General features: G+C 63.6%; 26 protein-coding genes. 20 read left to right on the forward strand and 6 right to left on the reverse strand.

What is annotated here, in order from left to right:
* Nucleotides 1-2 precede the first annotated feature (2 nt).
* From ACODS1_RS02650 to pdxJ, 10 genes are all read left to right on the forward strand, one after another.
* Nucleotides 3-950, forward strand: a complete 948-nt coding sequence (locus ACODS1_RS02650; RefSeq protein WP_489084421.1) for a MucB/RseB C-terminal domain-containing protein — start codon at nucleotides 3-5, stop codon at nucleotides 948-950.
* Nucleotides 947-1,393 carry a SoxR reducing system RseC family protein gene (locus ACODS1_RS02655; protein ID WP_322980760.1) on the forward strand — a complete coding sequence of 149 codons (447 nt, stop codon included), beginning with the start codon at nucleotides 947-949 and terminating at the stop codon, nucleotides 1,391-1,393. The genes ACODS1_RS02650 and ACODS1_RS02655 overlap by 4 nt, the downstream gene beginning before the upstream one ends.
* Nucleotides 1,394-1,467: 74 nt before the next feature.
* Complete coding sequence (locus tag ACODS1_RS02660) at nucleotides 1,468-2,856, forward strand: DegQ family serine endoprotease (protein ID WP_489084548.1); 1,389 nt, start codon at nucleotides 1,468-1,470, stop codon at nucleotides 2,854-2,856.
* Between the two features lie 151 nt (nucleotides 2,857-3,007).
* Nucleotides 3,008-4,807: a translation elongation factor 4 gene (lepA, locus tag ACODS1_RS02665; protein ID WP_322980758.1), complete on the forward strand. Its 1,800-nt coding sequence runs from the start codon at nucleotides 3,008-3,010 to the stop codon at nucleotides 4,805-4,807.
* A gap of 6 nt (nucleotides 4,808-4,813) precedes the next feature.
* The gene (lepB, locus tag ACODS1_RS02670) at nucleotides 4,814-5,668 is read left to right on the forward strand and encodes a signal peptidase I (RefSeq protein WP_489084422.1); all 855 of its coding nucleotides are present in this window, start codon (nucleotides 4,814-4,816) and stop codon (nucleotides 5,666-5,668) included.
* A 91-nt stretch (nucleotides 5,669-5,759) separates the two neighbouring features.
* Entirely contained in the window at nucleotides 5,760-6,137 is a 378-nt protein-coding gene (locus tag ACODS1_RS02675; protein ID WP_489084423.1) for a DUF4845 domain-containing protein, read from the forward strand.
* Nucleotides 6,134-6,823: a ribonuclease III gene (gene rnc / locus ACODS1_RS02680; protein WP_489084424.1), complete on the forward strand. Its 690-nt coding sequence runs from the start codon at nucleotides 6,134-6,136 to the stop codon at nucleotides 6,821-6,823. Before ACODS1_RS02675 ends, rnc begins: the two co-directional genes overlap by 4 nt.
* The gene (gene era, locus ACODS1_RS02685) at nucleotides 6,810-7,715 is read left to right on the forward strand and encodes a GTPase Era (protein WP_489084425.1); all 906 of its coding nucleotides are present in this window, start codon (nucleotides 6,810-6,812) and stop codon (nucleotides 7,713-7,715) included. Before rnc ends, era begins: the two co-directional genes overlap by 14 nt.
* A gap of 57 nt (nucleotides 7,716-7,772) precedes the next feature.
* Nucleotides 7,773-8,462, forward strand: a complete 690-nt coding sequence (recO, locus tag ACODS1_RS02690; RefSeq protein WP_489084426.1) for a DNA repair protein RecO — start codon at nucleotides 7,773-7,775, stop codon at nucleotides 8,460-8,462.
* Nucleotides 8,455-9,201, forward strand: a complete 747-nt coding sequence (gene pdxJ / locus ACODS1_RS02695; RefSeq protein ID WP_322980752.1) for a pyridoxine 5'-phosphate synthase — start codon at nucleotides 8,455-8,457, stop codon at nucleotides 9,199-9,201. The genes recO and pdxJ overlap by 8 nt, the downstream gene beginning before the upstream one ends.
* Nucleotides 9,202-9,478: 277 nt before the next feature.
* Here the strand turns inward: pdxJ and cmoB are convergent, their stop codons facing one another.
* From cmoB to rapA, 4 genes are all read right to left on the reverse strand, one after another.
* Nucleotides 9,479-10,447 carry a tRNA 5-methoxyuridine(34)/uridine 5-oxyacetic acid(34) synthase CmoB gene (gene cmoB / locus ACODS1_RS02700; RefSeq protein WP_489084427.1) on the reverse strand — a complete coding sequence of 323 codons (969 nt, stop codon included), beginning with the start codon at nucleotides 10,445-10,447 and terminating at the stop codon, nucleotides 9,479-9,481.
* Nucleotides 10,444-11,187: a carboxy-S-adenosyl-L-methionine synthase CmoA gene (gene cmoA, locus ACODS1_RS02705; RefSeq protein WP_489084428.1), complete on the reverse strand. Its 744-nt coding sequence runs from the start codon at nucleotides 11,185-11,187 to the stop codon at nucleotides 10,444-10,446. The genes cmoB and cmoA overlap by 4 nt, the downstream gene beginning before the upstream one ends.
* 57 nt (nucleotides 11,188-11,244) lie before the next feature.
* A complete protein-coding gene (locus ACODS1_RS02710) occupies nucleotides 11,245-11,886 on the reverse strand; it encodes a lysoplasmalogenase (protein ID WP_489084429.1) in 642 nt (213 codons plus the stop codon).
* Between the two features lie 132 nt (nucleotides 11,887-12,018).
* Complete coding sequence (rapA, locus tag ACODS1_RS02715; RefSeq protein ID WP_489084430.1) at nucleotides 12,019-14,862, reverse strand: RNA polymerase-associated protein RapA; 2,844 nt, start codon at nucleotides 14,860-14,862, stop codon at nucleotides 12,019-12,021.
* Between the two features lie 162 nt (nucleotides 14,863-15,024).
* On the opposite strand from rapA, the gene ACODS1_RS02720 reads away from it, so the two are divergent.
* The 8 genes from ACODS1_RS02720 to argC all read left to right on the forward strand — a co-directional run bounded on the left by ACODS1_RS02720 (nucleotide 15,025) and on the right by argC (nucleotide 20,785).
* Nucleotides 15,025-15,318 carry an aspartate-semialdehyde dehydrogenase gene (locus ACODS1_RS02720; protein ID WP_322980747.1) on the forward strand — a complete coding sequence of 98 codons (294 nt, stop codon included), beginning with the start codon at nucleotides 15,025-15,027 and terminating at the stop codon, nucleotides 15,316-15,318.
* Nucleotides 15,319-15,352: 34 nt separating this feature from the next.
* Nucleotides 15,353-15,952, forward strand: a complete 600-nt coding sequence (locus ACODS1_RS02725; RefSeq protein WP_489084431.1) for an alpha-ketoglutarate-dependent dioxygenase AlkB family protein — start codon at nucleotides 15,353-15,355, stop codon at nucleotides 15,950-15,952.
* Nucleotides 15,949-16,110 carry a hypothetical protein gene (locus ACODS1_RS02730; protein WP_489084432.1) on the forward strand — a complete coding sequence of 54 codons (162 nt, stop codon included), beginning with the start codon at nucleotides 15,949-15,951 and terminating at the stop codon, nucleotides 16,108-16,110. Before ACODS1_RS02725 ends, ACODS1_RS02730 begins: the two co-directional genes overlap by 4 nt.
* 201 nt (nucleotides 16,111-16,311) lie before the next feature.
* Nucleotides 16,312-16,428 carry a cytochrome c oxidase subunit CcoM gene (gene ccoM / locus ACODS1_RS02735; protein ID WP_017361612.1) on the forward strand — a complete coding sequence of 39 codons (117 nt, stop codon included), beginning with the start codon at nucleotides 16,312-16,314 and terminating at the stop codon, nucleotides 16,426-16,428.
* A 232-nt stretch (nucleotides 16,429-16,660) separates the two neighbouring features.
* Complete coding sequence (locus ACODS1_RS02740) at nucleotides 16,661-18,649, forward strand: FUSC family protein (protein WP_489084433.1); 1,989 nt, start codon at nucleotides 16,661-16,663, stop codon at nucleotides 18,647-18,649.
* Nucleotides 18,636-18,839: a DUF1656 domain-containing protein gene (locus tag ACODS1_RS02745; protein WP_322980743.1), complete on the forward strand. Its 204-nt coding sequence runs from the start codon at nucleotides 18,636-18,638 to the stop codon at nucleotides 18,837-18,839. Before ACODS1_RS02740 ends, ACODS1_RS02745 begins: the two co-directional genes overlap by 14 nt.
* Before the next feature lie 14 nt (nucleotides 18,840-18,853).
* Nucleotides 18,854-19,711 carry an efflux RND transporter periplasmic adaptor subunit gene (locus ACODS1_RS02750; protein ID WP_489084434.1) on the forward strand — a complete coding sequence of 286 codons (858 nt, stop codon included), beginning with the start codon at nucleotides 18,854-18,856 and terminating at the stop codon, nucleotides 19,709-19,711.
* A gap of 120 nt (nucleotides 19,712-19,831) precedes the next feature.
* Nucleotides 19,832-20,785 carry an N-acetyl-gamma-glutamyl-phosphate reductase gene (gene argC / locus ACODS1_RS02755; RefSeq protein ID WP_489084435.1) on the forward strand — a complete coding sequence of 318 codons (954 nt, stop codon included), beginning with the start codon at nucleotides 19,832-19,834 and terminating at the stop codon, nucleotides 20,783-20,785.
* A gap of 132 nt (nucleotides 20,786-20,917) precedes the next feature.
* On the opposite strand, the gene ACODS1_RS02760 is transcribed toward argC, so the two are convergent.
* Entirely contained in the window at nucleotides 20,918-22,846 is a 1,929-nt protein-coding gene (locus ACODS1_RS02760; RefSeq protein WP_489084436.1) for a transglycosylase SLT domain-containing protein, read from the reverse strand.
* A 213-nt stretch (nucleotides 22,847-23,059) separates the two neighbouring features.
* Between ACODS1_RS02760 and ACODS1_RS02765 the strand changes: the two genes are divergently transcribed.
* Both ACODS1_RS02765 and ACODS1_RS02770 read left to right on the forward strand, forming a co-directional pair.
* Nucleotides 23,060-24,991 carry an ATP-binding cassette domain-containing protein gene (locus ACODS1_RS02765; RefSeq protein ID WP_489084437.1) on the forward strand — a complete coding sequence of 644 codons (1,932 nt, stop codon included), beginning with the start codon at nucleotides 23,060-23,062 and terminating at the stop codon, nucleotides 24,989-24,991.
* Between the two features lie 17 nt (nucleotides 24,992-25,008).
* Nucleotides 25,009-25,695, forward strand: coding sequence for a DUF6901 family protein (locus tag ACODS1_RS02770; RefSeq protein WP_322980738.1), 687 nt, complete (start codon nucleotides 25,009-25,011; stop codon nucleotides 25,693-25,695).
* 16 nt (nucleotides 25,696-25,711) lie between these two features.
* Here ACODS1_RS02770 and ACODS1_RS02775 read toward each other — a convergent pair whose 3' ends face one another.
* Complete coding sequence (locus ACODS1_RS02775; protein WP_322980737.1) at nucleotides 25,712-26,161, reverse strand: universal stress protein; 450 nt, start codon at nucleotides 26,159-26,161, stop codon at nucleotides 25,712-25,714.
* Between the last annotated feature and the right edge of the window lie 89 nt (nucleotides 26,162-26,250).

Below are 26,250 nucleotides of genomic sequence, written 5' to 3' on the forward strand. Positions count from 1 at the left end.
ACATGCGCGCAATCCCTCTTTGCCTGCTCAGTGGTCTGCTGGCATTGCCGGTTCAGGCATCCGAGGTGCAGGATTGGCTCAAGCGTCTCGCCGAGGCGGAGCGTCAGCAGAGCTTTCAGGGCACCTTCGTTTATGAGCGCAATGGCAGCTTCTCCACGCACAGCGTGTGGCATGCGGTGGAGTCGGACGGCTCGATACATGAGCGGCTGATGCAGCTCGATGGGCCGTCTCAAGAGGTGTTCAAGGTGGATGGTCAGACCCGCTGCGTGAGTGGCGCGCTGGCTGATCAGGTCAGTGATGGTCAGTCTTGGCCTGCGCGTAATTTCGATGCGGCTCAGCTCGGCGAATGGTACGACATGCGTGTTGCGGGGCACTCCCGCATCGCTGGACGTGACGCCGTCGTGCTGATCTTGTCGCCCAAGGATCAGCACCGTTACGGCTTCGAGCTGCACCTCGACCGTGAAACCGGTCTGCCATTGAAGTCTTTGCTCCTGAGCGACAAAGGCCAGCTTCTGGAGCGCTTCCAGTTCACCGATCTGGAAGCCCGTGTGCCGGATGCCGAAGCGCTGCAGCCGACATCCGACTGCCAGCCGGTTCACTTCAAGCCCGCCGATGCCATGGCTGATGGCGCCTGGCGCTCCGATTGGCTGCCGCCTGGTTTCTCGCTGATCTCGGCGCAACTGCGGCGCAGCGAGGTGTCCGATGAGCCTGTGGCTGTCCTCATGTACGGTGATGGCCTGGCGCGTTTCTCTGTCTTCCTCGAGCCGCTGCAAGGTGCGGTGGCGGATGATGTGCGCAGTCAGTTGGGCCCGACTGTTGCCGTATCACGACGTATGACCACCCACGAAGGTGACATGATGGTCACGGTGGTGGGTGAGATTCCTCTGGGCACCGCTGAGCGAATTGCCCTGTCGATGCGTACCGGAGCGAGCGAACAGGCCACACAATGATCGAAGAGCAGGGGCGTGTGGTGGCGGTCGAACCTGGCGTGGTCTGGGTGGAAACGCTGCGCAAGAGCACCTGCTCGGCCTGTTCGGCCAATGCGGCCTGTGGCCAGGGGCTGATGGAGCGCCTGGGTATTGGTCGTGAGCGTGGCTACGTCCGCGCGCTGTCCACGCTGAATCTGCGCGTAGGTGATGCCGTCGTGATCGGTGTGGGGGAGCAACTGCTGGTTCGCAGCTCCCTGCTTGTCTATCTCCTGCCTGTTCTGGCTTTGCTGGCCAGCGCCATTGCGGCTGACGCATTGGGCCTGGGCGAGCCCTTGACCATTCTCTGTGGTCTTGGCGGCCTTCTCATTTCCTGGCTACTGGTGCGCTGGCATGCGTCGCGAGTGGCCGATGATCCCCTTTTGCAACCTGTTGTCCTGCGCGCCTTGCTGGCCTCCGGCCCGTGAATCCCTGCGCGTATTTCGTTCTGCATCTGGAGTTGTAGCCGATGAGAAATATCAAGTCCGTTGTGCCGTTGCTGATGGCTGCCCTGCTCTGGGGGCAAAGTCTGGTGGCGCAGGCCGATCTGCCTGACTTCACGCCACTGGTGGAGGAGGCGTCGCCTGCGGTGGTGAACATCAGCACGCGACAGAAAGTGCCTGATCGCAGCGTCGCTGCGCAGCAGGGACTGCCTGATCTGGAAGGCTTGCCGCCGATGTTTCGCGAGTTCTTCGAGCGCAGCATCCCGCAGATGCCGCGCAATCCTGGCGGTCGTCAGCGTGAAGCACAGTCCCTGGGCTCGGGCTTCATCATTTCCTCCGACGGCTACATCATGACCAACAACCATGTGGTCGCCGATGCCGACGAGATCATCGTGCGCCTGTCTGATCGCAGCGAGCTGGAGGCCAAGCTGATTGGCGCCGATCCGCGCAGTGACGTGGCGCTGCTCAAGGTCGACGGCAAGAACCTGCCGACCGTGCGCCTGGGCAAGTCGGAAGACCTCAAGGTGGGCGAGTGGGTGCTGGCCATCGGTTCGCCGTTCGGCTTCGACCATTCCGTGACGGCCGGTATCGTCAGCGCCAAGGGGCGCAGTCTGCCGAGCGACAGTTATGTACCGTTCATTCAGACCGACGTGGCAATCAACCCGGGTAACTCCGGCGGCCCGCTGTTCAACCTCAAGGGTGAAGTGGTCGGGATCAACTCGCAGATCTTCACCCGCTCCGGTGGCTTCATGGGCTTGTCCTTCGCCATCCCCATGGACGTGGCCATGCAGGTGGCCGACCAGCTCAAGGCTGGCGGCAAGGTGACCCGTGGTTGGCTGGGCGTGGTGATTCAGGAAGTGAACAAGGATCTGGCTGAATCCTTCGGCCTGGAAAAACCGGCTGGCGCCCTGGTTGCCCAGGTGCTGGAGGATGGTCCGGCCGACAAGGGCGGCCTGCAGGTGGGCGACGTGATTCTGTCCCTGGACGGCAAGCCCATCATCATGTCGGCCGATCTGCCGCACCTGGTTGGCAACCTCAAGCCGGGCGAGAAGGCCGAGTTGGATGTCGTGCGCGATGGTTCGCGCAAGAAGATCAGCGTCACCATCGGTACCCTGCCTGAAGAGGGCCAGGAGATCGCTGCTAACGGCATGCCGGGTGGTGAGCTCAGCAACAATCGCCTGGGCGTGACCGTGGTCGAACTGACTGCCGAGCAGAAGAAAGGTCTGGATCTCAAGGGCGGCGTCGTGGTCAAGGACGTGCTCGACGGGCCGGCAGCGATGATCGGCCTGCGTCCGGGCGATGTGATCACGCACCTGAACAACCAGGCCATCGACTCCACCAGTACCTTTACCCAAGTGGCGAAAGACCTGCCGAAGAACCGTTCGGTCTCGATGCGCGTGCTGCGTCAGGGACGAGCCAGCTTCATCACCTTCAAACTGGCGGAATAAATCGCCAGGGCTGGATCGCGGGGCGCCTCGTGGCGCCTCGCACTTGCATGCCCGCGCAAGCTGTGGGCGTGACGCCAGTCGTCCTGATCGGGTACACTCCGCGACTATTTTCGTCAGGCATCTGGCCTGTAGCCTCTTCGAGTGTTGATCTGTGAGTGACCTGAGTCATATCCGTAATTTCTCCATCATCGCCCACATCGATCATGGCAAATCCACCCTGGCCGACCGGTTCATCCAGATCTGCGGCGGCCTCGCCGCGCGCGAAATGGAAGCGCAGGTGCTGGACTCCATGGATCTGGAGCGTGAGCGTGGCATCACCATCAAGGCCCACAGCGTCACGCTGCATTACAAGGCGCAGGACGGTAAGACCTACCAACTGAATTTCATCGACACCCCCGGCCACGTCGACTTCACCTACGAGGTCAGCCGTTCCCTGGCTGCCTGTGAAGGCGCACTGCTGGTGGTGGATGCGGGGCAGGGCGTCGAAGCCCAGTCCGTGGCCAACTGCTACACCGCCATCGAGCAGGGCCTCGAGGTCATGCCGGTGCTGAACAAAATGGATTTGCCGCAGGCCGATCCTGATCGCGTCAAGGACGAGATCGAGAAGATCATCGGTATCGACGCCACCGACGCCGTGGCGTGCAGCGCCAAGAGCGGCATGGGCGTGGACGAGGTACTCGAGCGTCTGGTGCAGACCATTCCCGCGCCTGAGGGCGATATCGACGCGCCGCTGCAGGCGCTGATCATCGACTCCTGGTTCGACAACTACCTGGGCGTGGTGTCGCTGGTGCGTGTGCGCCAGGGCCGGGTGAAGAAGGGCGACAAGATTCTGGTCAAGTCCACCGGCAAGGTGCACCTGGTCGACAGCGTCGGTGTCTTCACCCCGAAACACACCGCAACCGTCGATCTCAAGGCCGGTGAAGTGGGCTTCATCATCGCCAGCATCAAGGACATTCATGGTGCACCGGTCGGTGACACCCTGACCCTGTCTTCGACGCCCGAAGTCGAAGTGCTGCCGGGCTTCAAGAAGATCCAGCCGCAGGTCTACGCGGGTCTGTTCCCGGTCAGCTCCGACGATTTCGAGGACTTCCGTGATGCCCTGCAGAAGCTGACCCTGAACGACTCGTCGCTGCAGTACGCGCCGGAAAGCTCCGATGCGCTGGGCTTTGGCTTCCGTTGCGGCTTCCTCGGCATGCTGCACATGGAGATCATCCAGGAGCGCCTGGAGCGCGAGTACGACCTGGATCTGATCACCACCGCGCCGAGCGTGATCTACGAGATCGAGCTCAAGACCGGTGAAACCATCACCGTCGACAACCCGTCCAAACTGCCGGATGTATCGGCGGTCGCCGACTTCCGTGAGCCCATCGTCACCGCGACCATCCTGGTGCCGCAAGAACACCTGGGTAACGTCATCACTCTGTGCATCGAGAAGCGTGGCGTTCAGCGCGACATGCAATTCCTCGGTTCGCAGGTTCAGGTTCGCTATGACCTGCCGATGAACGAAGTGGTGCTGGACTTCTTCGACCGCCTGAAGTCGACCAGTCGTGGCTACGCGTCGCTGGACTATCAGTTCGATCGCTACCAGTCGGCTAATCTGGTCAAGCTGGACGTGCTGATCAACGGTGACAAGGTCGATGCCCTGGCATTGATCGTGCACCGTGACAATGCCGCCTATAAGGGGCGTGCATTGACCGAGAAAATGAAAGAACTGATTCCGCGGCAGATGTTCGATGTGGCGATCCAGGCAGCCATTGGCGGCCAGATCATCGCGCGAACCACTGTCAAGGCACTCAGAAAGAACGTACTGGCCAAGTGTTACGGTGGCGACGTGAGCCGTAAGAAGAAACTGCTCGAGAAGCAGAAGGCCGGTAAGAAACGCATGAAGCAGGTCGGCAACGTGGAAATCCCACAAGAAGCCTTCCTTGCGGTGCTCAGGTTGGATAGCTAAGACTCTATGTCGATCAATTTCCCGCTTCTGTTGGTTATCGCCGTTGCCGTTTGCGGTTTTCTCGCACTGATCGATCTGATCCTGCTGGCGCCTCGGCGCCGGTCGGCGATCGCCGCTTATCAGGGCCGTGTCGACGAGCCCGATGAGCGGGTGCTGGAGCGCCTGAACAAGGAGCCCCTGCTGGTCGAGTACGGCAAGTCCTTCTTCCCGGTGCTGGCCATCGTGCTGGTGCTGCGCTCGTTTCTGGTCGAGCCGTTCCAGATTCCGTCCGGCTCGATGAAGCCGACACTGGAAGTGGGCGATTTCATCCTGGTCAACAAGTTCGCCTACGGCATCCGCCTGCCGGTGATCGACACCAAGGTGATCGAAGTCGATAACCCGCAGCGCGGCGATGTCATTGTGTTCCGCTATCCCAGCGATCCGAGCATCAACTACATCAAGCGCGTGGTCGGACTGCCGGGGGATCGTATCGAGTACACCCAGGGTAAGCGCCTGCTGATCAACGGTGAACCCATTGCCGAAAAACTCCTGGGTGAAGAACCGGGCAGTCTGGGCAGCGTCACGCTGTACCAGGAGCACCTGGGTCAGGTCGAGCACGTCATCCGCAAGGAAATGAGCCGCATGCGCCGTGATCCGGGCGGCCAATGGGTGGTGCCGCAAGGGCATTACTTCATGATGGGTGACAACCGCGACAACTCCAACGACAGCCGCTTCTGGCGTGACCGCAATATTCCTCAGGAGCTGTGGGGTATGGTTCCGGACGACCATATCGTCGGCAAGGCCTTCGCCATCTGGATGAGCTGGCCTGAGCCGAAAATCAGTCATCTGCCCAGCTTCTCCCGCGTCGGTCTGATTCATTGAGCACTGGCGCGCTGTTCAGTACAGCGCGCCAGGCTATAACTAGTCTTGCCGTATCGGCATTCCAACAAGACCGAATCTTCTGGGGATACACATGAAATTCGCGCGTTCGCAGCAGGGGCTTTCCATTCTTGGCTGGCTGGTGACCCTGGCCCTCGTGGCGTTCTTCGCCAGCACCGCCTTCAAGGTGATACCGCACTACCTCGACTACATGTCGATGGAAAAGCTCATCACCTCGGTGGAAACCGACAAAGCGCTGGAAATTCGCACCGTCGGTGATTTCTACAACCATCTGAGCAAAGGCATGCAGATCAACAACATCCGTGACCTGAATCTGCGTGATGCCGTGAAAGTGAGCCTGGAGAACAACGAGTTCCAGGTTCACCTCAAGTACGAAAAACGTGAGCCGCTGATCGAGAACCTCGATCTGGTGGTCAATTTCGATAAAGAATTTCGTGTACGAATGCCGTGAGTTCTGACCTATCCCGTCTCGAGCGCAAGCTCGGCTACCACTTCAAGGATCAGGATCTGATGATCCTGGCCCTGACCCATCGCAGTTTCGCCGGGCGCAATAATGAGCGCCTGGAATTTCTCGGTGATGCCATCCTCAACTTCGTTGCCGGCGAAGCGCTGTTCGAGCGCTTCCCGCAGGCCCGCGAGGGCCAGTTGTCGCGTCTGCGTGCGCGTCTGGTCAAGGGTGAAACCCTGGCCGTGCTAGCCCGTGGCTTCGAGCTGGGCGAGTACCTGCGCCTGGGCTCCGGCGAGCTCAAAAGTGGCGGTTTCCGCCGCGAGTCGATCCTCGCCGATGCGCTCGAAGCACTGATCGGTGCCATCTATCTGGATGCCGGCATGGACGCGGCGCGTGAACGCGTGCTGGCCTGGCTGGTAAGCGAGCTCGATGGCCTGACCCTGGTCGACACCAACAAGGATCCGAAGACGCGGCTGCAGGAGTTTCTCCAGTCGCGCGCCTGCGAGCTGCCTCGTTACGAGGTGGTGGACATCCAGGGCGAACCGCACTGCCGTACCTTCATGGTCGAGTGCCAGGTCGCCCTGCTCAATGAAAAGACCCTGGGCCAGGGCGGCAGCCGGCGTATCGCCGAGCAGGTCGCTGCGGCTGCGGCGCTGATCGCCCTCGGGGTGGAGAATGGCAATGACTGATGCACCTATGACTCGCTGTGGCTATGTCGCCATCGTCGGCCGGCCCAACGTGGGTAAGTCGACGCTGCTCAACCACATCCTCGGGCAGAAGCTGGCGATCACCTCGCGCAAGCCGCAGACCACTCGCCACAACATGCTCGGGATCAAGACCGAGGGTGAGGTTCAGGCCGTCTACGTCGATACGCCCGGTCTGCACAAGCACAACGACAAGGCGCTCAACCGCTACATGAACCGCAGCGCTTCAAGCGCGCTGAAGGACGTCGACGTGGTGGTGTTCGTGGTCGACCGCACGCGTTGGACCGACGAGGATCAACTGGTGCTGGAGAAGGTGCAGCACGTCAAATGCCCGATCCTGCTGGCGGTCAACAAGTCCGATCGCCTGGAAGACAAGAGCGAGCTGCTGCCGCATCTGAACTGGCTGGCCGAGCAACTGCCGCAGGCCGAGATCGTGCCGATTTCCGCGCTGCAGGGGCAGAACCTCGACACCCTGGAAAAACTGGTGGGCGAGCGCCTGCCGGAGTCCGAGCATTTCTACCCGGAAGACCAGATCACCGACCGTTCCAGCCGCTTCCTGGCGGCCGAGCTGATCCGCGAGAAGATCATGCGCCAGCTTGGTGCCGAGCTGCCGTACCAGATCACTGTGGAGATCGAGGAGTTCAAGCAGGAGGGTCGCATCCTGCATATCCACGGCCTGATTCTGGTGGAGCGCGACGGGCAGAAGAAGATCATCATCGGTGACAAGGGCGAGCGCATCAAACGCATCGGTGCCGATGCGCGCAAGGACATGGAAACCATGTTCGACTCCAAAGTGATGCTCAACCTCTGGGTCAAGGTCAAAGGTGGTTGGTCCGACGACGAGCGAGCCCTGCGTTCACTGGGTTACCTGGATTGATCGAGGCGCCATGCGCATCCTCGTTGTTGCGCATGGCGCATTCTGGCGGTTACCCACATGACTTCTGCCGCCTACGTTCTGCATAGCCGTCCCTACAAGGAAAGCAGCGCCCTGGTGGATTTCTTCACCGCTCAGGGGCGCATTCGTGCCGTGCTGCGTGCCGCGCGCGGCAAGCTTGGCAGCATCGCCCGGCCATTCGCGCCGCTGGAGCTGGAGCTGCGCGGTCGCGGCGAATTGAAGACCGTTGGCCGTCTGGAAAGCGCCGGCATTCCGCTGTTGCTGACCGGCGAGGCGCTGTTCTCCGGCCTCTACCTCAACGAATTGCTGATTCGCCTGTTGCCGGCCGAAGACCCGCACCCATTGATGCTCGAACATTACGCCCTGACCCTGCAGGCGCTGGCGGCTGGGCGGCCGTTGGAGCCGCTGCTGCGTGCGTTCGAATGGCGTTTGCTGGACGAGCTGGGCTATGGTTTCGCCCTGGATCGTGACCAGCATGATCAGCCCATTGCTCCGGCTGGCCTGTATCGCTGGCAGCAGGACATCGGCCTGGTGCCGGTGGTACAACTGCAGCCCGGTGTATTCCAGGGCCGCGAACTATTGGCCATGGCCGAAGCAGACTGGCAGACGCCTGGCGCACTGGCCGCCGCCAAACGCCTCATGCGCCAGGCGTTGGCCCCCCATCTCGGCGGCAGACCGCTGGTCAGCCGCGAACTTTTCATGACGCTCAAGGAGCCCAAGCGTGACTGAGGCCAATCGTATTCTGCTCGGTGTCAACATCGACCACGTCGCCACCCTGCGCCAGGCGCGCGGCACGCGCTACCCCGATCCGGTCAAGGCCGCGCTGGACGCCGAAGAGGCGGGCGCTGACGGCATCACCGTGCACCTGCGTGAGGATCGTCGGCATATCCAGGATCGCGATGTGCGTGTGCTGGCCGACGTGCTGCAGACGCGGATGAACTTCGAGATGGGCGTCACCGAGTTCATGCTCGGCTTCGCCGAGCAAATCCGTCCGGCGCATGTCTGCCTGGTCCCGGAAACCCGTCAGGAGCTGACCACCGAAGGTGGCCTGGACGTGGCGGGGCAGGAGTCGCGCATCGCCGCAGCTGTGGAGCGCCTATCGCTGGCCGGTTGCGAGGTGTCGTTGTTCATCGATGCCGAGGAGCGACAGATCGAGGCCGCCATGCGCGTCGGCGCGCCGGCCATCGAACTGCATACCGGGCGTTACGCCGATGCTCACACGGCAGAAGAGGCGGCCCAGGAGCTGGCGCGCATCCGTGACGGGGTGATCTGCGGCCTCAATCATGGCCTGATCGTCAACGCCGGTCATGGTCTGCACTACCACAACGTCGAGGCGGTGGCGGCGATCATGGGCATCAACGAGCTGAACATCGGCCATGCGCTCGTCTCCCATGCTCTGTTCGTTGGCTTCAAGCAGGCTGTCGCCGAAATGAAGGCACTGATCGTCGCCGCTGCCAATCGCGGCTGAGGGTTAGCGCTGCTGGCGTAGGGCGGGTGCAACCCGCCACTTGCTCTCTGGCGGGTTTCACCCGCCCTACACAAGCCTCCTGCATCCATGCGGTCGTCGCGTAGCAGTACGCTGTTGCGGGGGGGCTCATGCTGAAATTCTGGGCGCACCGATGGCGGACTGTTCGCTTCGCTACGAGCGCTCGCGCCCTGAGCCGCTGAAGGCTGCAATCGTAGGGCGGGTGCAACCCGCCACTTGCCTTCTGGCAGGTTTCACCCGCCCTACGGGAGGGTTGCTCCTATGGCTTACGCGCGACCAGCACGGCGCGGGTCGGTGCTGGCAGGCCTTCGATGGTGCGGCTGTGGTCGGCTGGGTCGAGGAACTCGGGCAGCGACTGGAAGCGCATCCACTCGGTGGCGCGCTGTTCCTCCACCGAGGTGGTGCTGACATCGACGCAGCGCACGTCCTCGAAGCCGGCGCGGCGCAGCCAGCGTTCCAGTGCCGGCACCGAGGGCAGGAACCAGACGTTGCGCATCTGCGCGTAGCGATCCTCCGGCACCAGCACCTGTTCGGCATCGCCTTCGACCACCAGGGTTTCCAGCACCAGTTCGCCACCTTTGACCAAGGCGTCCTTGAGGTCGAGCAGGTGGTCGATGGGCGAGCGGCGGTGGTAGAGCACGCCCATGGAGAACACCGTGTCGAAGCCTTGCAGTTTGGCTGGCAGCTCTTCGAAGGCCAGCGGCAGGTGCCAGACGGGGTAATCAGGCAGATATCGCTTCATCGCCAGGAATTGGCAGAGGAACAGCCAGTTGGGGTCGATACCGACCACGCTGTCTGCGCCGGCGCCGAGCATGCGCCACATGTAGTAGCCGTTGCCACAACCGACATCGAGGATGCGTTTACCGGCCAGATCCAGGTGCGGGGCGACGCGCTGCCATTTCCAGTCCGAGCGCCATTCGGTGTCGATATGCACGCCGAACAGCTCGAATGGCCCCTTGCGCCAGGGAATCAGCCCCTGCAGCGCCGTTTTCAATTGCCCCCGCGTGGCGTCGTCACAGGCACCGCCAAAGGCAAAGCGTTGCGCCAGTTCCACTTCGCTTACCGGCAACGGCGGCAGTGCCTGCACCGCGCCGTACCAGCGCGCCAGGTCGCCGTGACCGATAGCCAGTTTGGCATCGAGTTGAGCGGGCAGCCCGCAGGCCCAGTCTTGCAACGGAGTTCCAGCCAACTGCGCCTGCAGGGCGTCGAGATCCAGATCGCGCATCATGGCAGGGCCACCAGCGAAGCGAAGTTCAGGCACTGGAACCAGGGCAGCACCTTGCTGAAGCCCGCAGCCAGCAGGCGCTCGCGATGCTGTTCGAGGCTGTCGGGCAGCATCACCTTCTCGATGGCGCTACGCTTCTGGGCGATTTCCAGTTCGCTGTAGCCATTGGCGCGCTTGAAGGCAACGTGCAGTTCGGTCAGCAGCTCATGTTCGGCGGCATCCTCGAAGCGCAGCTTCTCCGAGAGGATCAGTGCGCCGCCTGGCAGCAGGGCCTGGCGTATGTTGCCGAGCAGCTCCAGGCGCCGCTCCGGTGGGATGAACTGCAGGGTGAAGTTCAGCGTCACCAGTGAGGCCGGCTGCAGGTCTAGGGCGAGAATATCGGCCTCGATGACCTCCACCGGCAGCAGCTCCTGGAACATGGCGTCCTGGGCATGCAGGTATTCACGGCAACGTTCGACCATGGCCGGGGAGTTGTCCACGGCGATCACCTGGCAGCCATCGGCCTTCACATGGCGGCGCAGCGCCTGGGTTACCGCGCCGAGCGAGGCACCAAGGTCATACAGCCGGGTATGGGGCTGGGCGAACTGGCCGGCGAGTACGCCGATGTTCTCGACGATGGTCGGGTAGCCGGGCACCGAGCGTTTGATCATGTCGGGGAAGACCCGCACCACGTCCTCGTTGAAGACGAAATCGGGCACCTCGGCCAGGGGCTGGGCGAACAGGCGGTCGGGTTCTTGGCTCACGGCAATCGCAACGGGTAGCGGAAAAGGCCGGCATTTTAGCCAAGTGTGGTGCAACAGTCAGGCGCTGTCGGTACGTTTAAAGGCCGAAGCGGTGATGCCCCACTGGCCGAGCCAGTAGGTGAGGATGATGGCGTAGGGCGCCGCGTCGAAATTGACCACGAAACGGCTGATGCCGATCAGGCTGTCGGAGAGTGCGAACAGCAGGGCGCCAACTGCTGCGAGCCAGGTCGAGCGCGGTTGCAGACCGGGGGCGCCAAGCCGGGCCAGGGCGCGCCAGAGCATCAGGCAGATCGCCGTGACGTAGCAGGCCACCGGCACCAGCAGGGGGCCCAGACCGGCACGGGCCAGCACAGTGAACATCACGCCGCCGACGACCAGCGCCAGCAGTAATGCGGGTAGCGCTGGGCGCCGACTATCGGAGACATAGGCGCGCAGGTAGGCGAGGTGAGCCAGCAGGAAGGCGCCGAGGCCGAACACGAACAAGTCATCGGGCCAAGCCAGCAGGAGGTCGCCGGCCAGGGAAAACAGCAGGCCGACGCCGATCCAGCGGCGATACAGGCCTGCTGGCGCCTGGCGCAGCCAGAGCAACAGGGCGATGACCGGGAAGCCCTTGGCGAACAGGCCGAGTTGCGCATCGCCATTGATCAGGCTGACGAGGTAGACGACGGCCCCTGCCAGACCCAGTAGCAACCAACCCATGATGAGCGTCCTTTCACGCGTGGAATGGGGTGCGACTATGCCGGGCAGGTCATCGGCTTGCCAGCGCACGGCGCGCCAGATTCACAGACCTATGGCGCCGCAGCGCGCCGGACGAAGCCGGCGCGCTTCGGGTCAGCCGGCGACCAGGACGCGGATTGCCTCCAGGCGCAGGGCGGCCTTGTCGAACATGGCCTGGCCTTGCTCACGCTGCTCGCGCAGAGCAGCGATCTCGCTGTCGCGCACGCTGGGGTTGACCGCCTGCAGGGCGACCAGGCGGGCCAGCTCCTCATCCAGTTCGGCGACCATGCGACGCTTGGCATCGGCGACGCGCTCGACGTGGCGCGGCATGATCTTCGCCTCGGCGGCGGCGATCTGCTTGGCCAGTACGTCACGCTGGGCCTGGATGAACTTGTTGGCACTGGCACGCGGTACGCTTTCGAGCTGATCGTTGAGCGTCTCGAAGCCGACTTTCGCGGCCAGGTCGTTGCCGTTGGCGTCGAGCAGGCAGCGCAGCGCAGCCGGCGGCAGGAAGCGGCCCAGCTGCAGCTTGCGCGGCGCGACGGCTTCGCTGACGTAGAGCAGTTCCAGCAGCACGGTGCCGGGCTTGAGCGCCTTGTTCTTGATCAGCGCGACGGCGGTGTTGCCCATCGAGCCAGACAGCACCAGATCCATGCCGCCTTGCACCATGGGGTGTTCCCAGGTGAGGAATTGCATGTCCTCGCGCGCCAGTGCCTGCTCGCGGTCGTAGGTGATGGTCACTGCCTCGTCGTCGCCCAGGGGGAAGCTGGCATCCAGCATCTTCTCGCTGGGGCGCAGAATCAGGGCGTTGTCGGAGTGGTCTTCGCTGTCGATGCCGAAGGCGTTGAACAGCTCTTCCATGTAGATCGGCAGGGTGAACTGATCGTCCTGTTCGAGGATGGCTTCGACCAGGGCTTCGCCTTCACCGGCGCCGCCGGAGTTCAGCTCCAGCAGGCGGTCGCGGCCGTTGTGCAGTTCGCTTTCCAGGCGCTGGCGTTCCTCGCGGGCTTCGTCGATCAGCGCTTGCCACTGATCACCATCGCTGCCCTCAAGCATCGGCAGCAGGCGTGGGCCGAACTGGTGCTGCAGGGCGTTGCCGGTCGGGCAGGTGGCCAGGAAGGCATTCAGGGCTTCGTGGTACCACTGGAACAGGCGCGCTTGCGGGCTGGTTTCCAGGTAGGGCACGTGCAGTTGGATCTTGTGTTTCTGGCCGATACGATCGAGACGGCCGATGCGCTGCTCGAGCAGATCCGGGTGGGCCGGCAGATCGAACAGCACCAGGTGATGGGCGAACTGGAAGTTGCGGCCTTCGGAGCCGATCTCGGAACAGATCAGCACCTGCGCGCCAAATTCCTCGTCGGCGAAGTAGGCGGCGGCGCGGTCGCGCTCGAGGATGCTCATGCCTTCATGGAAGACGGTGGCCGGAATGCCGGAGCGCACGCGCAGGGCATCTTCCAGATCCAGCGCGGTCTCGGCGTGGGCGCAGATCACCAGCACCTTGAACTTCTTGAGCATCTTCAGGGTGTCGATCAGCCACTCGACGCGCGGGTCGAAGCGCCACCAGCGCTGCTCCTCGTCCACCTCGTCCTGCGCCTGGTAGCTGACTTCCGGGTACAGCTCGGCGTGTTCGCCGATTGGCAGTTCCAGGTATTCGACCGGGCAGGGCAGCGGATAAGGGTGCAGCTCGCGCTCGGGGAAACCCTGCACGGCGGCACGGGTGTTGCGGAACAGCAGGCGACCGGTGCCGTGGCGGTCGAGCAGCTCGCGCACCAGACGGGCGCGGGCTTCTTCGTCGCCGCCGTCGATGGCATCCAGCAGTTCGCGACCTTCGTCGCCGAGGAAGCCGCCGATGGCATCACGCGCCTGGGCGCTCAGCGAGCCCTGATCCAGCAGTTCCTGCACCGCTTCGGCCACCGGGCGGTACTGGCTGCTTTCCGCGCGGAAGGCCTGCAGATCGTGGAAGCGCGCTGGGTCGAGCAGGCGCAGACGGGCGAAGTGGCTGTCCTGGCCGAGCTGTTCCGGGGTGGCGGTGAGCAGCAGCACGCCAGGGATGACCTCGGCCAGTTGCTCGACCAGCGCGTATTCGGCGCTGGCCTTCTCCGGGTGCCAGACCAGGTGGTGAGCTTCATCGACCACCAGCAGGTCCCAGCCGGCGGCGAACAGGGCGTCCTGCGCCTTCTCGTCGTCCACCAGCCACTCCAGGGCGACCAGGGCCAGTTGGCAATCCTCGAAGGGGTTGCTGGCGTCGCTTTCCATGAAGCGTTCGGCATCGAACAGCGCCACTTCCAGGTTGAAGCGTCGGCGCATTTCCACAAGCCACTGGTGCTGCAGGTTTTCCGGCACCAGGATCAACACACGGCTGGCACGGCCGGAGAGCAGTTGGCGATGGATCACCAGGCCGGCTTCGATGGTCTTGCCCAGACCCACTTCGTCGGCCAGCAGTACGCGCGGGGCGATACGGTCGGCGACGCTGCGGGCGATGTGCAGCTGGTGCGCGATGGGTTGCGCGCGCACGCCGCCCAGGCCCCAGAGCGAGGACTGCAGCAGGCGGCTGTTGTGTTCCAGGCTGTGGTAGCGCAGGGCGAACCAACTCAGCGGATCGATCTGGCCGGCGAACAGGCGGTCGCTGGCCAGGCGGAACTGAATGAAGTTCGACAACTGGGTTTCCGGCATGCTGACCGGCTGATGCTGGGCATTGAGCCCGTGATAGACCAGCAGGCCGTCGATGTCCTCGACTTCCTGGACGCTGAGTTTCCAGCCTTCGAAATGGGTGATCTCGTCGCCGGGCACGAAGCGCACACGGGTCAGCGGTGCGTTGCGGGTGGCGTATTGGCGCGTTTCGCCGGTGGCCGGGTAGAGCACGGTGAGCAGACGGCCGTCCTCGGTGAGGATGGTTCCAAGCCCCAGTTCCGCTTCGCTGTCACTGATCCAGCGTTGCCCCGGTTGATACTGCGCCATGCCTGTCTCCCGTGTGAAAAAGCCGGCTATGGTAACGGATGCCGCGCCATGGCCAAAGCGCTCGTGGCACTATCGATGCGTCCGTCAGTCGAAAGTGTAGCGAGCGTGTCCTCAAGTCGCGGTTCCCGGCGCCGACAGCCTGACCAAAGGAGGTGCTGTGCCATGCTGCCACCGATCCCCCATAGCCTGGTGCCGGTCACTGCCACGCAGGACGTGATCAAGCCCAAGCCCGAAATTCCGCCGGTCACGCCTGCCGAAGGCAGTGCCAAGGAAAGTGCGCTCGGGCTGGACAGGCGCCATCCGCAAGAGGCCGAGGAGTTGCTGCGTGAAGAGCAGCGCCGTCGGCAGCGGCGCGGCTACACCCCGGAGCAGTTGGCCGAGGCCGAGCCGGAAGAGGTGGAGCAGGCGCTGGGGGATTTGCCCAGGCAAGGGCTGTGGGTCGATGTGGAAGTTTGAGACACTCCCTTAACCTTCTTGCGCGTAGATCGTCATGCTGTTCGCCGACCCGTTACCCGCACTCGCCGATGCCGAGCTGGATTTTCTACCCGGTTGGGTCGACGCTGCCCTGGCCGAGAGCTGGCTGCAAGCGCTGGTCGAGCAAACGCCCTGGCAGCAGCCAGAGTTGTTCATCCATGGGTGCTACCATCCAACGCCACGGCTGACGGCCTGGTACGGCGACCCCGAGGCGCGTTATCGCTATTCCGGTAAGGTGCACGAGCCGTTGCCCTGGACGCCCTTGCTGGACGAGATTCGCCAGCGAGTCGCGAAAGAGGTGGGCCAGCCGCTCAATGCCGTGCTGCTCAACTACTACCGCGACGGCCAGGACTCCATGGGCTGGCACAGCGATGCAGAGCCCGAGTTGGGGCGCAATCCGCTGATCGCCTCGCTGAACCTGGGTGGCAGCCGGCGTTTCGACTTGCGCCGGGTGGGCACGACGCGTATCGAACATTCGCTGACACTCGACCACGCTTCGCTACTGGTCATGCGCGGGCCGACCCAGCATCATTGGCAGCACCAAGTGGCGAAGACGCGGCGAGCCTGCGCACCGCGCCTGAACCTGACCTTTCGCCTGATCCGGTTTCCGCTATGAGCAACGACGACAAGCTGATCGATTTCGCCGCCGAGCGCGACAAGCGCATCCACGATCTCAACGACAAGCGTCTCAACGACATGCGCCAGGCCTTCGAGCAGGTGCTGCCGCTGGCCAAAGGCAAGAAGAAGTCCAAGAGCAAGCCGAAGAAGCGCTGAGTACCGCTGTCCGTCCCGCTGCATGCGGCCCCTCTGGGCCGCACCTCCCGCCTCGTACCCCCTCGATTTCTTGACCTGGGTCAGTATTCCCCCAGGCCTGATCGCACCTGCTCGCTGGCCATTGATCCAGATCAATTTTCCTGCCGCCAGCGCTGATAACGTGAAGCCATCCCAGACAGACAGGCACAACAGGAGGCAGCCATGTTCGTCGATACAGTGGTTCTCGCCGGAGTCGGCACCGTTCTTCTGATGGTCGCGTTCTTCGGGGGTGTTGGTTACTTCATCTGGAAGGATGCTCACAAGCGCAAGCAGAGCTGATCCTTCCAGTTAACTGGGCACGCAAGGCAATTCGGGCGACTTCGGTCGCCCTTTTTTTGTTCTGCGCATTTTGCGGGGCGCCATCACTGAGCAGCGATAGCGCTTGCGCGAGCGACAGGCGGCGCGGCTGGGGGTGGACGAAAACTAGATAGCAGGCTAATAATTAGCCCCATTGGCAGTCCGCTCGGGCGGCCGTCTATGCTTCTTTCGTCTTTCTTCAGATCTCGACTCCATGCGTGACTCCCTGCTGGCCTTCGTCGCGCCCAGCGCCCAGGCCGTTCAATTCGCGATCAAGACCCTCCTGGCCGCTGGGCTGGCATTGTGGTGTGCGTTCCGTTTCGGCCTGGAGCAGCCGCAATGGGCGTTGATGACCGCTTTTATCGTCGCTCAGCCCTTGTCCGGCATGGTGGTGCAGAAAGGCCTGGCGCGCCTGCTCGGTACCCTGATCGGGGCGAGCATGACGGTGCTGCTGATGGCTCTGTTCGCCCAGGCACCCTGGTTGTTCCTGATCGCCGTGGCGCTGTGGATGGGCCTGTGCACGGCGGCTTCGACCATGCTGCGCAGCGCCTGGAGCTACGCCTTCGTGCTGGCCGGTTACACCGTGGCGATCATCGGCCTGCCGGCCATCAGCCAACCCCTGACGGTGTTCGATCAGGCGGTTGCGCGCGGTACCGAGATTGCCCTGGGCATTCTCTGTGCCACGGTGGTCAGTGCCGTGCTCTGGCCGCAGCGCGTAGAGCGGCAACTGGGGCAGCAGGCGCGTAGCGTCTGGCAGGCCGGGGTGAGCGCCGCCAGCCAGACATTGGCGGGTGAGCCCATGGCGCGTCAGGGGTTGCTGGAGGTACTGGGACGCATGGTGGCGGTGGACGCCCAGCGTGAGCATGCCTGGTTCGAGGGTAATCGCGGCCGGCAACGCGCGGCGGCCTTGCGCCTGCTCAGCCGTGATCTGCTGACGATGCTGCGCCTGGCGCGCGGCGTCGGCCGGCAATGGCGGCAGCTCGACGAGGTCGAGAACCACGCCCTGGCGCCCTGGATGCAGCGTGTGCGCGACTGCCTATCGGATCCGCAGGGTTCGCGCTGCGCGGCCCTGGCGCAGGAAATGCGCGAAGTCGCCGAAGACCAGGCGCTGAGCGCCGCTCAGCGACGCTGTCTGGAGCGACTCGCTTTGCTCATGCTGCGCCTGGAAACTGCAGGCAACGCGCTGCAGGCGGTGGAGCAGGGCGAGGTACGCGGTAGTCTGCCACCCGCGTTGTCCTGGCACCGCGACTGGCAAACCGCAATGCTCTATGGCTCGCGCAGCGCCCTGGCCTTTCTGGCATTGGCGGCGTTCTGGATGGCCACGGCCTGGACGGCCGCCAGCGGCGCGATGTTGCTGGCCAGCGTGGTCTGCAGCCTGTTCGCCAGCCGCGAGAACGCGGCGCAGATCGGCCTGTTGTTTCTGCGTGGCATCTTCTATGCCTTGCCGGTGGCTTTTTTCGTCGGGCAGATTCTGCTGCCACAGCTCAGTGGTTTCCCCATGCTCTGCCTGGCATTGGGCGTACCGCTGTTCTTCGGTGCGCTGGGCATGGCCAAGCCGGCACTGGGCGCGACGGCGACCTCCTTCTGTCTGCACTTCATCGTGCTGTGCGCACCGCAGAACGACATGAACTACGACCTGGCGTTTTTCTTCAACGAGGCGCAGGCCATGCTCATCGGTGTCACCTGTGCCGTGCTGGCGTTCAATCTGATCGGCTTGCGCAGCCCGCGCTGGCATGGTCGTCGTTTGCTGCGAGCAACCCTGCAGGATCTGGCGCGTCTGACGCAGCACCGCTTGATCGGTGCGGAGAGCTGGTTCGGTGGGCGCATGGCTGATCGCTTGCTGCAATTGGCGCGGCATTATCCGTTGTTGCCGAGCCAGACCCGCAACCGCTGGGATGATGGCGTTGCCAGCCTGGATCTGGGTGACGAGTTGTTGCATCTGCGAGCCTGCCTGGCAGCCGGTGACAGCTCTCTGGGGCAGGCTGAAGCGGACTTTCTCGCGCGCCTGCGTCAGCAATTGTTGCTGGGGCCGGCAGCCGAGCGCGAATCGGCCCTGGATGAGGCGGCTAACCAGCTGCTGCAGGCTCTGCGGGCCGCGCCGTCGAGTATCGACAGGCGCCTGGCAGAGGCTGCTTTGCTGCAGTTGCAGGATGGCTGGCGTCGCTGGTGTGGATTACAGGAGGGCTCCGATGGGCTTGCGTGAATGGTCGCTGGGCGGCGTCTTGCTCAGCCCGCTGTTGTTGTATGCGTTACTGGCGCTGCTGCTGACCGGCGTGCTGCGCATCGGCTTGCAGCGGGTCGGCATGGCGCGCTGGATCTGGCATGAGGCGCTGTTCGATTGCGCCCTCTATGTGTGCGTATTGGCGGCCGTGGTGGCCGTTTTGGGACAATGAACGAGGAGAAAGGCATGCGTTCTGTCATGCGTGTCGGCATTACCTTGAGCCTGGTAGCCGCGGCGATCATCGCCGGTGCCTGGCTGTGGCAGCACTACCTGTATTCGCCCTGGACGCGCGATGCGCGCGTGCGCGCCGATGTGGTCACCATCGCCCCGGATCTGTCCGGTTGGGTGCGCGAACTGAAGGTGCGCGACAACCAGCAGGTTGCGGCCGGCGAGCTGCTGATGAGCCTGGACCGGGATCGCTACCAGGCGGCTCTGGAGCAGGCGCAGGCCGTGGCTGAGACACGCCACCAGCAATTGCTGTTGCGCGAACACGAGGCCGTGCGACGTGATCGCCTGGGGCCGCAGGCGATCAGCGCCGAGTTGCGCGACAACGCCCAGCTCAATGCCGAGATCGCGCGTGGTGAATATCGCCAGGCGCAGGCGGCAGTGAAACTCGCCGAACTGGACGTGCAGCGCAGCGAGGTGCGCGCACCGCGTGCCGGGCAGGTGACCAACCTGCAACTGGCCGAGGGTAACTACGTGCGTGCAGGTGAGCCGGTGCTGGCCCTGGTGGACGAGGGCTCGTTCTACGTGCAGGCCTATTTCGAGGAAACCAAGCTACCGCGCATCAAGGTCGGCGCCCCGGTGCAGGTCTGGCTGATGGGCAGGGATCAGCCGCTGGACGGGGAGGTAGAGAGCATCAGTCGCGGTATCACCGACCGCAACTCCAGCCCGGACGGCCAATTGCTGGCCAATGTCGAGCCGACCTTCAACTGGGTGCGGCTGGCGCAGCGGATACCGGTGCGCATCCGTCTGGCCGAGCTGCCGCAGGGTGTACAGCTCAGTGCCGGCATGACCGCCAGCGTGCGGGTGCTGAGCGACTGATCCACGCACAATCTGCGCGAAGCGCGTGACGCGAACGCGCACATGGCCGACACTATGGCCCCGCTGTTTCGTCCACCGTTTCAGGCCGGCTGCGACCGGCCCTTGTCGAGAGGTCATGTCATGTCGTTCAAAGTTTTCGTCGACGGCCAGGAAGGTACCACCGGCCTGCGTCTGCTGGATTACCTGGCCGGGCGCCCGGACATCGAGCTGCTGCGCATCGACGAGGCCAAACGCAAGGACAGTGCCGAGCGTGCACGCTTCCTGAATGCTGCCGACGTGGCCTTCCTCTGCCTGCCGGATGCCGCCTCGCGTGAAGCCGTGAGCCTGGTGACCAACCCGAACACCTGCATCATCGACGCCAGCACTGCCTTCCGCACCGACAGCGGCTGGACTTACGGCCTGCCGGAACTGGCTGCCGGCCAGCGCGAGGCGATCCGTGCCAGCAAGCGCATCGCCAACCCGGGTTGCCACGCTACGGCTTTCATCCTGCTGGTGCGCCCGTTGGTGGACGCTGGCCTGCTGCCCAAGGATTACCCGATCAGCGCCTTCTCCCTGACCGGTTACAGCGGTGGTGGCAAGTCGATGATCGCCCAGTACGAAGCCGGTGGCGATGCGCGCCTGAAGAGCCCGCGTCCCTATGCCATGACCCAGGGGCACAAGCACCTGCCGGAAATGCGCGTGCAGACCGGCATCACCCTGGCACCGGTGTTCAGCCCCATCGTCGGCGACTTCCTCAAGGGGCTGTCCGTTACCGTGCCGCTGCACCTGGATCGCCTGGCGCCCGGCACTACGCCGCAACAAGTGCATGAAGCCCTGCAGCGCCACTACGCTGGTGAGCGTTTCATCCGGGTGATGCCGCTGGAAGGGGAGCAGAACCTGGATGAGGGCTTCTTCGACGTGCAGGGCTGCAATGACACCAACCGGGCCGATCTCTTCGTTTTCGGCAATGCCGAGCGGGTGACCCTGGTGGCGCGCCTGGACAACCTCGGCAAGGGCGCGGCTGGTGCGGCTGTGCAATGCATGAACGTGCATATCGGCGCGTCCGAAGACACCGGGCTGAGCAGCGGGCTGTAAAGCCCCAGTTCTCCAGAGGTGGCGCTCTGGAGATTGCCCGCCTAGGTCCATATAGAGAAACGCCGCGAACCCAACAGGATTCGCGGCGTTTTCTATTGTCCAGACGCCGATTGTCGGCTATCCGGCTCCATGTCACTGATCGTCGAAATACCGCTCGTGCCAGGCCACCAGCGGATGCGGGCTGCCCAGCTTCTGGCCGTAGATCACCGAGTAGGACAGCACGTTCTGCACGTACTGGCGCGTTTCGTCGAAGGGAATGTTCTCCACCCACACGTCGTAACTGAGGTGATTGGCGCCACGCAGCCACTGGCGTACGCGGCCCGGGCCTGCGTTGTAGGCAGCGGAGGCGAGGACTCGGTTGCCATTGAACTGGCCATATATCTGGCTCAGGTAGGCTGCACCGAGTTGAATGTTGACGTCAGGGTTGAGGGCTTGCTGCGGTGAGGCCATGGGAATGCTGAACTTGCGCGCGGTTTCCTTGGCGGTGCCCGGCATCAATTGCATCAGGCCCATGGCGCCGGCATGGGAGCGGGCGTCGGCCATGAAGGCGCTTTCCTGACGGGTGATGGCGAATACCCAGCTCGAATGTATGTCGCGGCGCTGCGCTTCACGCACCAGTTCGTCGCGGTGAGCCATGGGGAAACGCACGTCCAGATCATCCCAGTACTGGGCCTGACTGATGGTGCGGATGGCTGGGAAGTACCAACCCATGTCGTAGGCCAGGCGCGCTTGCGCTACCAGCTCGTCACGGCTGAACAGGCGGCTGACGTGGTACCACTCGCGGCGCCCGTCGACGATCTGGCCACGCGCATGGAATTCCAGGGCGCGCTTGATGCCGGCGGTATTGCGCACCTTCTGCACCACCTTGGGGTCGAGCGCCAACGGCTGGTTGTTCAGCTTGTAGGGTGCCTTGACCTGATCGGCGGCCATGAAGCCATAGAAATCACGTTCCTTGGCCAGCGCCTGGAACAGGGTCGCCGGCTGCTGGCTGTTCGGCTGAGAGAGCTGCAGGCTGCGCGCCGCCCAGTAGCGCCAGCGGTTGCTGCTGGCCAGTTCGGCCGGCATGCGTTGGGTCAGCTGATAGGCCTCGTCCCAGCGACCGCTGCGCAGCAGCAGGCGGGCGCGCCATTCGCTGACGGTGTTGTCACGCAGTTGCGGGTCGTACTTGGCCATGACGTCGAGGCCGCGTGGGTCGAAGCGTCGCGCCAGGGTCAGACCGATCTGGCGGGCGATGGCGACCTGTTCGTCCTGGGAGAACTTCATGCGCTGGGCGTAGCTGTCGAGCAGGCTCAGGGCATCTTCCGGGCTCTGCCTGGCCAGACGGCGCAAGCCCAGGCCGACCACATCGGCCATGGCCGCGTCAGCCGGTGTGAAGCGAGCACTCTGCTTGAGTATCTGCGGCTTCTGCGCCACCTCCACCAGCAGTGCGCCACGAGCGCCGAGGGTCGGCATGCTCTTGATCAGGTGATTGGCCAGGCCGTAGTTGCCAGCCTCGACGGCCAGCTTGGTGCGTTGCCAGCGGCGCTGTTCGGTCAATTGGCCGTTGGCGGCCCAGCGCTCGAACAGGGGATCGCAGGCGTTGGGCTGCGATTTACCGACCAACCAGAGCTTCTCGGCAGTGACGTTGCCCTCGGCGTTCAGGCCATGACTGAGCTGGTACTGGCCGTACAGGCAGTCCAGTTCGGTGAAATTGAGCTTGGCATCGTAGTAGGTGAGGAAGGGCTTCCAGTCACCACGTTCGGCTAGCAGGCGCAGCCAGCGCAGCTTCATCCAGCTGGCTTGCGGCAGGTCGCCGTGTTCGGCGAGGAATTTTTCCACCTCGGCGTTGCTTGCCGACTTCAGGCGGTTGGTCAGGTCGTCGTAAGCCAAGTACGGCGTCAGCGGGTAATCGCGCAGGGCGCCGGCATAGTTGCGGTAGGGGCCGCTGTCGCCCTTGGCCAGGGCACGTTTGGCTTCATCGTAGAACTGGCGTTGCTGGGCCAGGTTGGCAGCATCGGCCTGGGCGATGCCGACGGTGCTGAGTATCAGACAGGACAGAACGGAGAAAAGACGACCACGCATGACAATTCCAGGGGGCGAACAGGTAAGTGGGCAGCCGCATCCATCTGGCCGCATGGCTCTAGCTTAGCCCTTCGACCCCTGCCGGCGAAAGCGCGGAGCAGCCTACCGACACAGCTGGAAAAATACGCGCAGGCGGATCGGCCGCTCATGCCGAAACGGGAACCTGCCGCGAGCAACTCGGGTAGAATGCGCCCCCTGTTTCCGGAGGTAGTCATGACCCTGCTCAAGTTCGCCGATGTTTCCCTCGCCTATGGCGCCATGCCCCTGCTCGACGGGGTGTCCTGGCAGATCGCCCGGGGCGAACGGGTGTGCATCATCGGCCGTAACGGCACTGGCAAGTCGAGCATGCTGCGCCTGGTCAAGGGCGATCAGATGGCCGATGACGGCGAAATCTGGCGCGCGCCGGGGCTGAAGATCGGCGAGTTGCCGCAGGAGCTGCCGCGCGCCGACGAGCGGACGGTATTCGACGTGGTGGCCGAAGGCCTGGCTGGCGTTGGTGAGCTGCTGGCGCGCTATCACCACCTGGCGCAGAACATCCACGGCGATGACGACCTCGAGCAACTGATGCACGTGCAGCAGGAGCTGGAAGCCAAAGACGGCTGGCGCCTGCAGCAACTGGTCGACAGCACCCTGAGCCGCCTGCAGTTGCCAGCGGACAAGACCCTGGCCGAGCTTTCCGGTGGCTGGCGCCGTCGCGTCCTGCTGGCCCAGGCACTGGTGTCCGAGCCGGATCTGCTGCTGCTCGACGAGCCGACCAACCACCTGGACATCGGCGCCATCGCCTGGCTCGAAGAAGCGCTGAAAGACTTTGGCGGTGCCGTGCTGTTCATCACCCACGACCGTTCCTTCCTGCAGAACCTGGCCACGCGCATTCTCGAACTGGATCGTGGCGGCCTGATCGACTGGAACGGCGACTACGCCAGCTTCCTGGTGCACAAGGAGCAGCAACTGGCTGCCGAGGAAACCGCCAATGCGCTGTTCGACAAGCGCCTGGCCCAGGAAGAAGTGTGGATCCGCCAGGGCATCAAGGCCCGGCGTACTCGCAACGAAGGCCGCGTGCGTGCCCTCAAGGCGATGCGCTCCGAACGTGCCGAGCGCCGTGAGCGCCAGGGCAAGGCCAGCATCCAGCTGGATGCGGCGGACAAGTCCGGCAAGCAGGTGATAGTGGCAGAAAACGTCAGTTTTGCGCACGCAGGGGGAGTTGCTCTCGTGCGAGACTTCTCCATGGTGCTGCAGCGTGGCGACCGCATCGGCCTGCTCGGCGCCAATGGCACCGGCAAGACCACACTGCTCAAGCTGTTGCTCGGCGAGTTGCAACCGACTGCTGGCACGATACTGGCAGGTACCAAGCTGGAGGTGGCGTACTTCGATCAGTTGCGCCTCCAGCTGGAACCTGAAAAGACCGTGATAGACAACCTCGCGGAAGGTCGCGACTTCATCGTCATCGACGGCCAGAGCCGTCACGTCCTCAGCTACCTGGGGGACTTCCTGTTCAGTCCACAGCGTGCCCGTACCCCGGTCAAGGCCTTGTCCGGCGGGGAGCGAGCGCGTCTGCTGTTGGCCAAGCTGTTCAGCAAACCGGCGAACCTGCTGGTGCTGGACGAACCGACCAACGATCTGGATGTGGAAACCCTCGAGCTGCTCGAAGAGGTGCTGCTGAGCTTCCCGGGTACGGTGCTGATGGTCAGCCACGACCGGGCGTTCCTCGATAACGTGGTCACCAGCACCCTGGTGTTCGAGGGCGAAGGCCGCGTGCGTGAGTACGTAGGCGGTTATCAGGACTGGCTGCGTCAAGGCGGATCGCCGCGCCTGCTGGGTGTTGGCGAGAGCAAGTCGGGCAAGGCCGAGCTGGCCAGTGCCGTGGTCGAGGCACCGCAGCCGACGGCGAGCGCGCCAGCGGCGACGCAGGCCACGGCTGAACCGGCGAAGAAGAAACTGAGCTACAAACTGCAGCGTGAGCTGGAGGCGATTCCCGGGCAGATCGATGCTCTGGAGCAGGAAATGGCGACGCTGCAGGCGCAGATCGCCGATCCGGCCTTCTACCAGCAGGCGTCGCAGATCACTACGCAAGCATTGGCGCGTCTCGATGACCTGCAGACGGAGTTGGACAGGTTGATCGAGCGCTGGGCAGAACTGGAAGCCTGAAAGGGGCACTTAAGCGCATGGCCATCGAATACCGCATCACCCTCGACGACAATCATCAGTTCAGCTACAGGATCGAGCTGAACCGAGAGTATGACCCCGAGCAGGCCCGGCAAACACCGGCCTGGACTCGTCTCGGGCATCAGCAGTGCAGCAATTGTCCGCTCAGCCGCGAGCAGTTCAGCCATTGTCCGGCGGCTGTGGATCTGCACCGCGTCATTGAGGATTTTCGTGGCCTGCCGGCCTTCAAGAAGGCCAGTGTCTGGGTGCGCACGCCCGAGCGCGAGTACACCAAGCACCTCGGGCTGGAAGAGGGCTTGCGCGCCTTGCTCGGTGTGATCATGGCCACCAGTGCCTGCCCGCTGCTGGGACGTCTGCGGCCGATGGCGCAGCATCATCTGCCGTTCGCCAACAACCAGGAGTTCATCCTGCGCACTGTGTCGCTGTACCTGACGCGGCAGTACTTCAACATGCGCGAAGGACGTCTGGCGGATTGGGAACTCAAGGGGCTGGTGCGCATGTTCCAGCAGCTCAAGCTGGTCAATCAGGCGTTCTGGCAGCGCATCCATGACACCTGCGAAGGTGATTCCAACCTCAAGGCCTTCCTCACCTTCTTCTCGATGTCATCGAGCATGACGGTCTCGCTCGAGACCCAGCTGCAGAAGATCCGCCCGCTGGTGATGAGCGCGGGCGACTCCTTCGACTGACCTGTATCGGCGTCGATCAGGCGCTCTTATCGGATTTCTTCAGGCGCACGGCCAGCACGTCGCAGGGCGCACCGTGCAGTACGTCATTGGCGGTTGAGCCGAGTAGCAGCGCCAGGCCGTGACGCCCGTGGCTGCCCACGACGATCAGGTCGCAGCCCTGTTCTTCCGCCAGGCGGTGAATCTCCTGGCGCGGCTGGCCGTAGGCCAGGTGGCGCTGATCCGCTGTCAACTCCGGGTACTTGCCGCTGAACGCGTCCAGGCGCTCGCGTGCCTGCTCGAACTGCTGTTGTTGCAGCATCGACAGATCCATCGGCACGTCACCGCCAAAGGCCATCGCCATGGGTTCGACGATGTGCACCAGGGACATCTTGGCGTTGCTGGCCTGGGCCAGTTTGTACGCCCGTTTCACGACAGGATCGCATTCCTCGGTGAGGTCGACGGCGACCAGAATGTGCTGGTAGGGCATGGTGAACTCCTCCTAAGGATAGAAACCGCTCTGCGTCCAGTATGGCTCTGGATGCGCGTTGATGTCTTGAATAAAAAGCCCGGTGCGAG

The organism is Pseudomonas sp. FG29 (assembly GCF_057809355.1).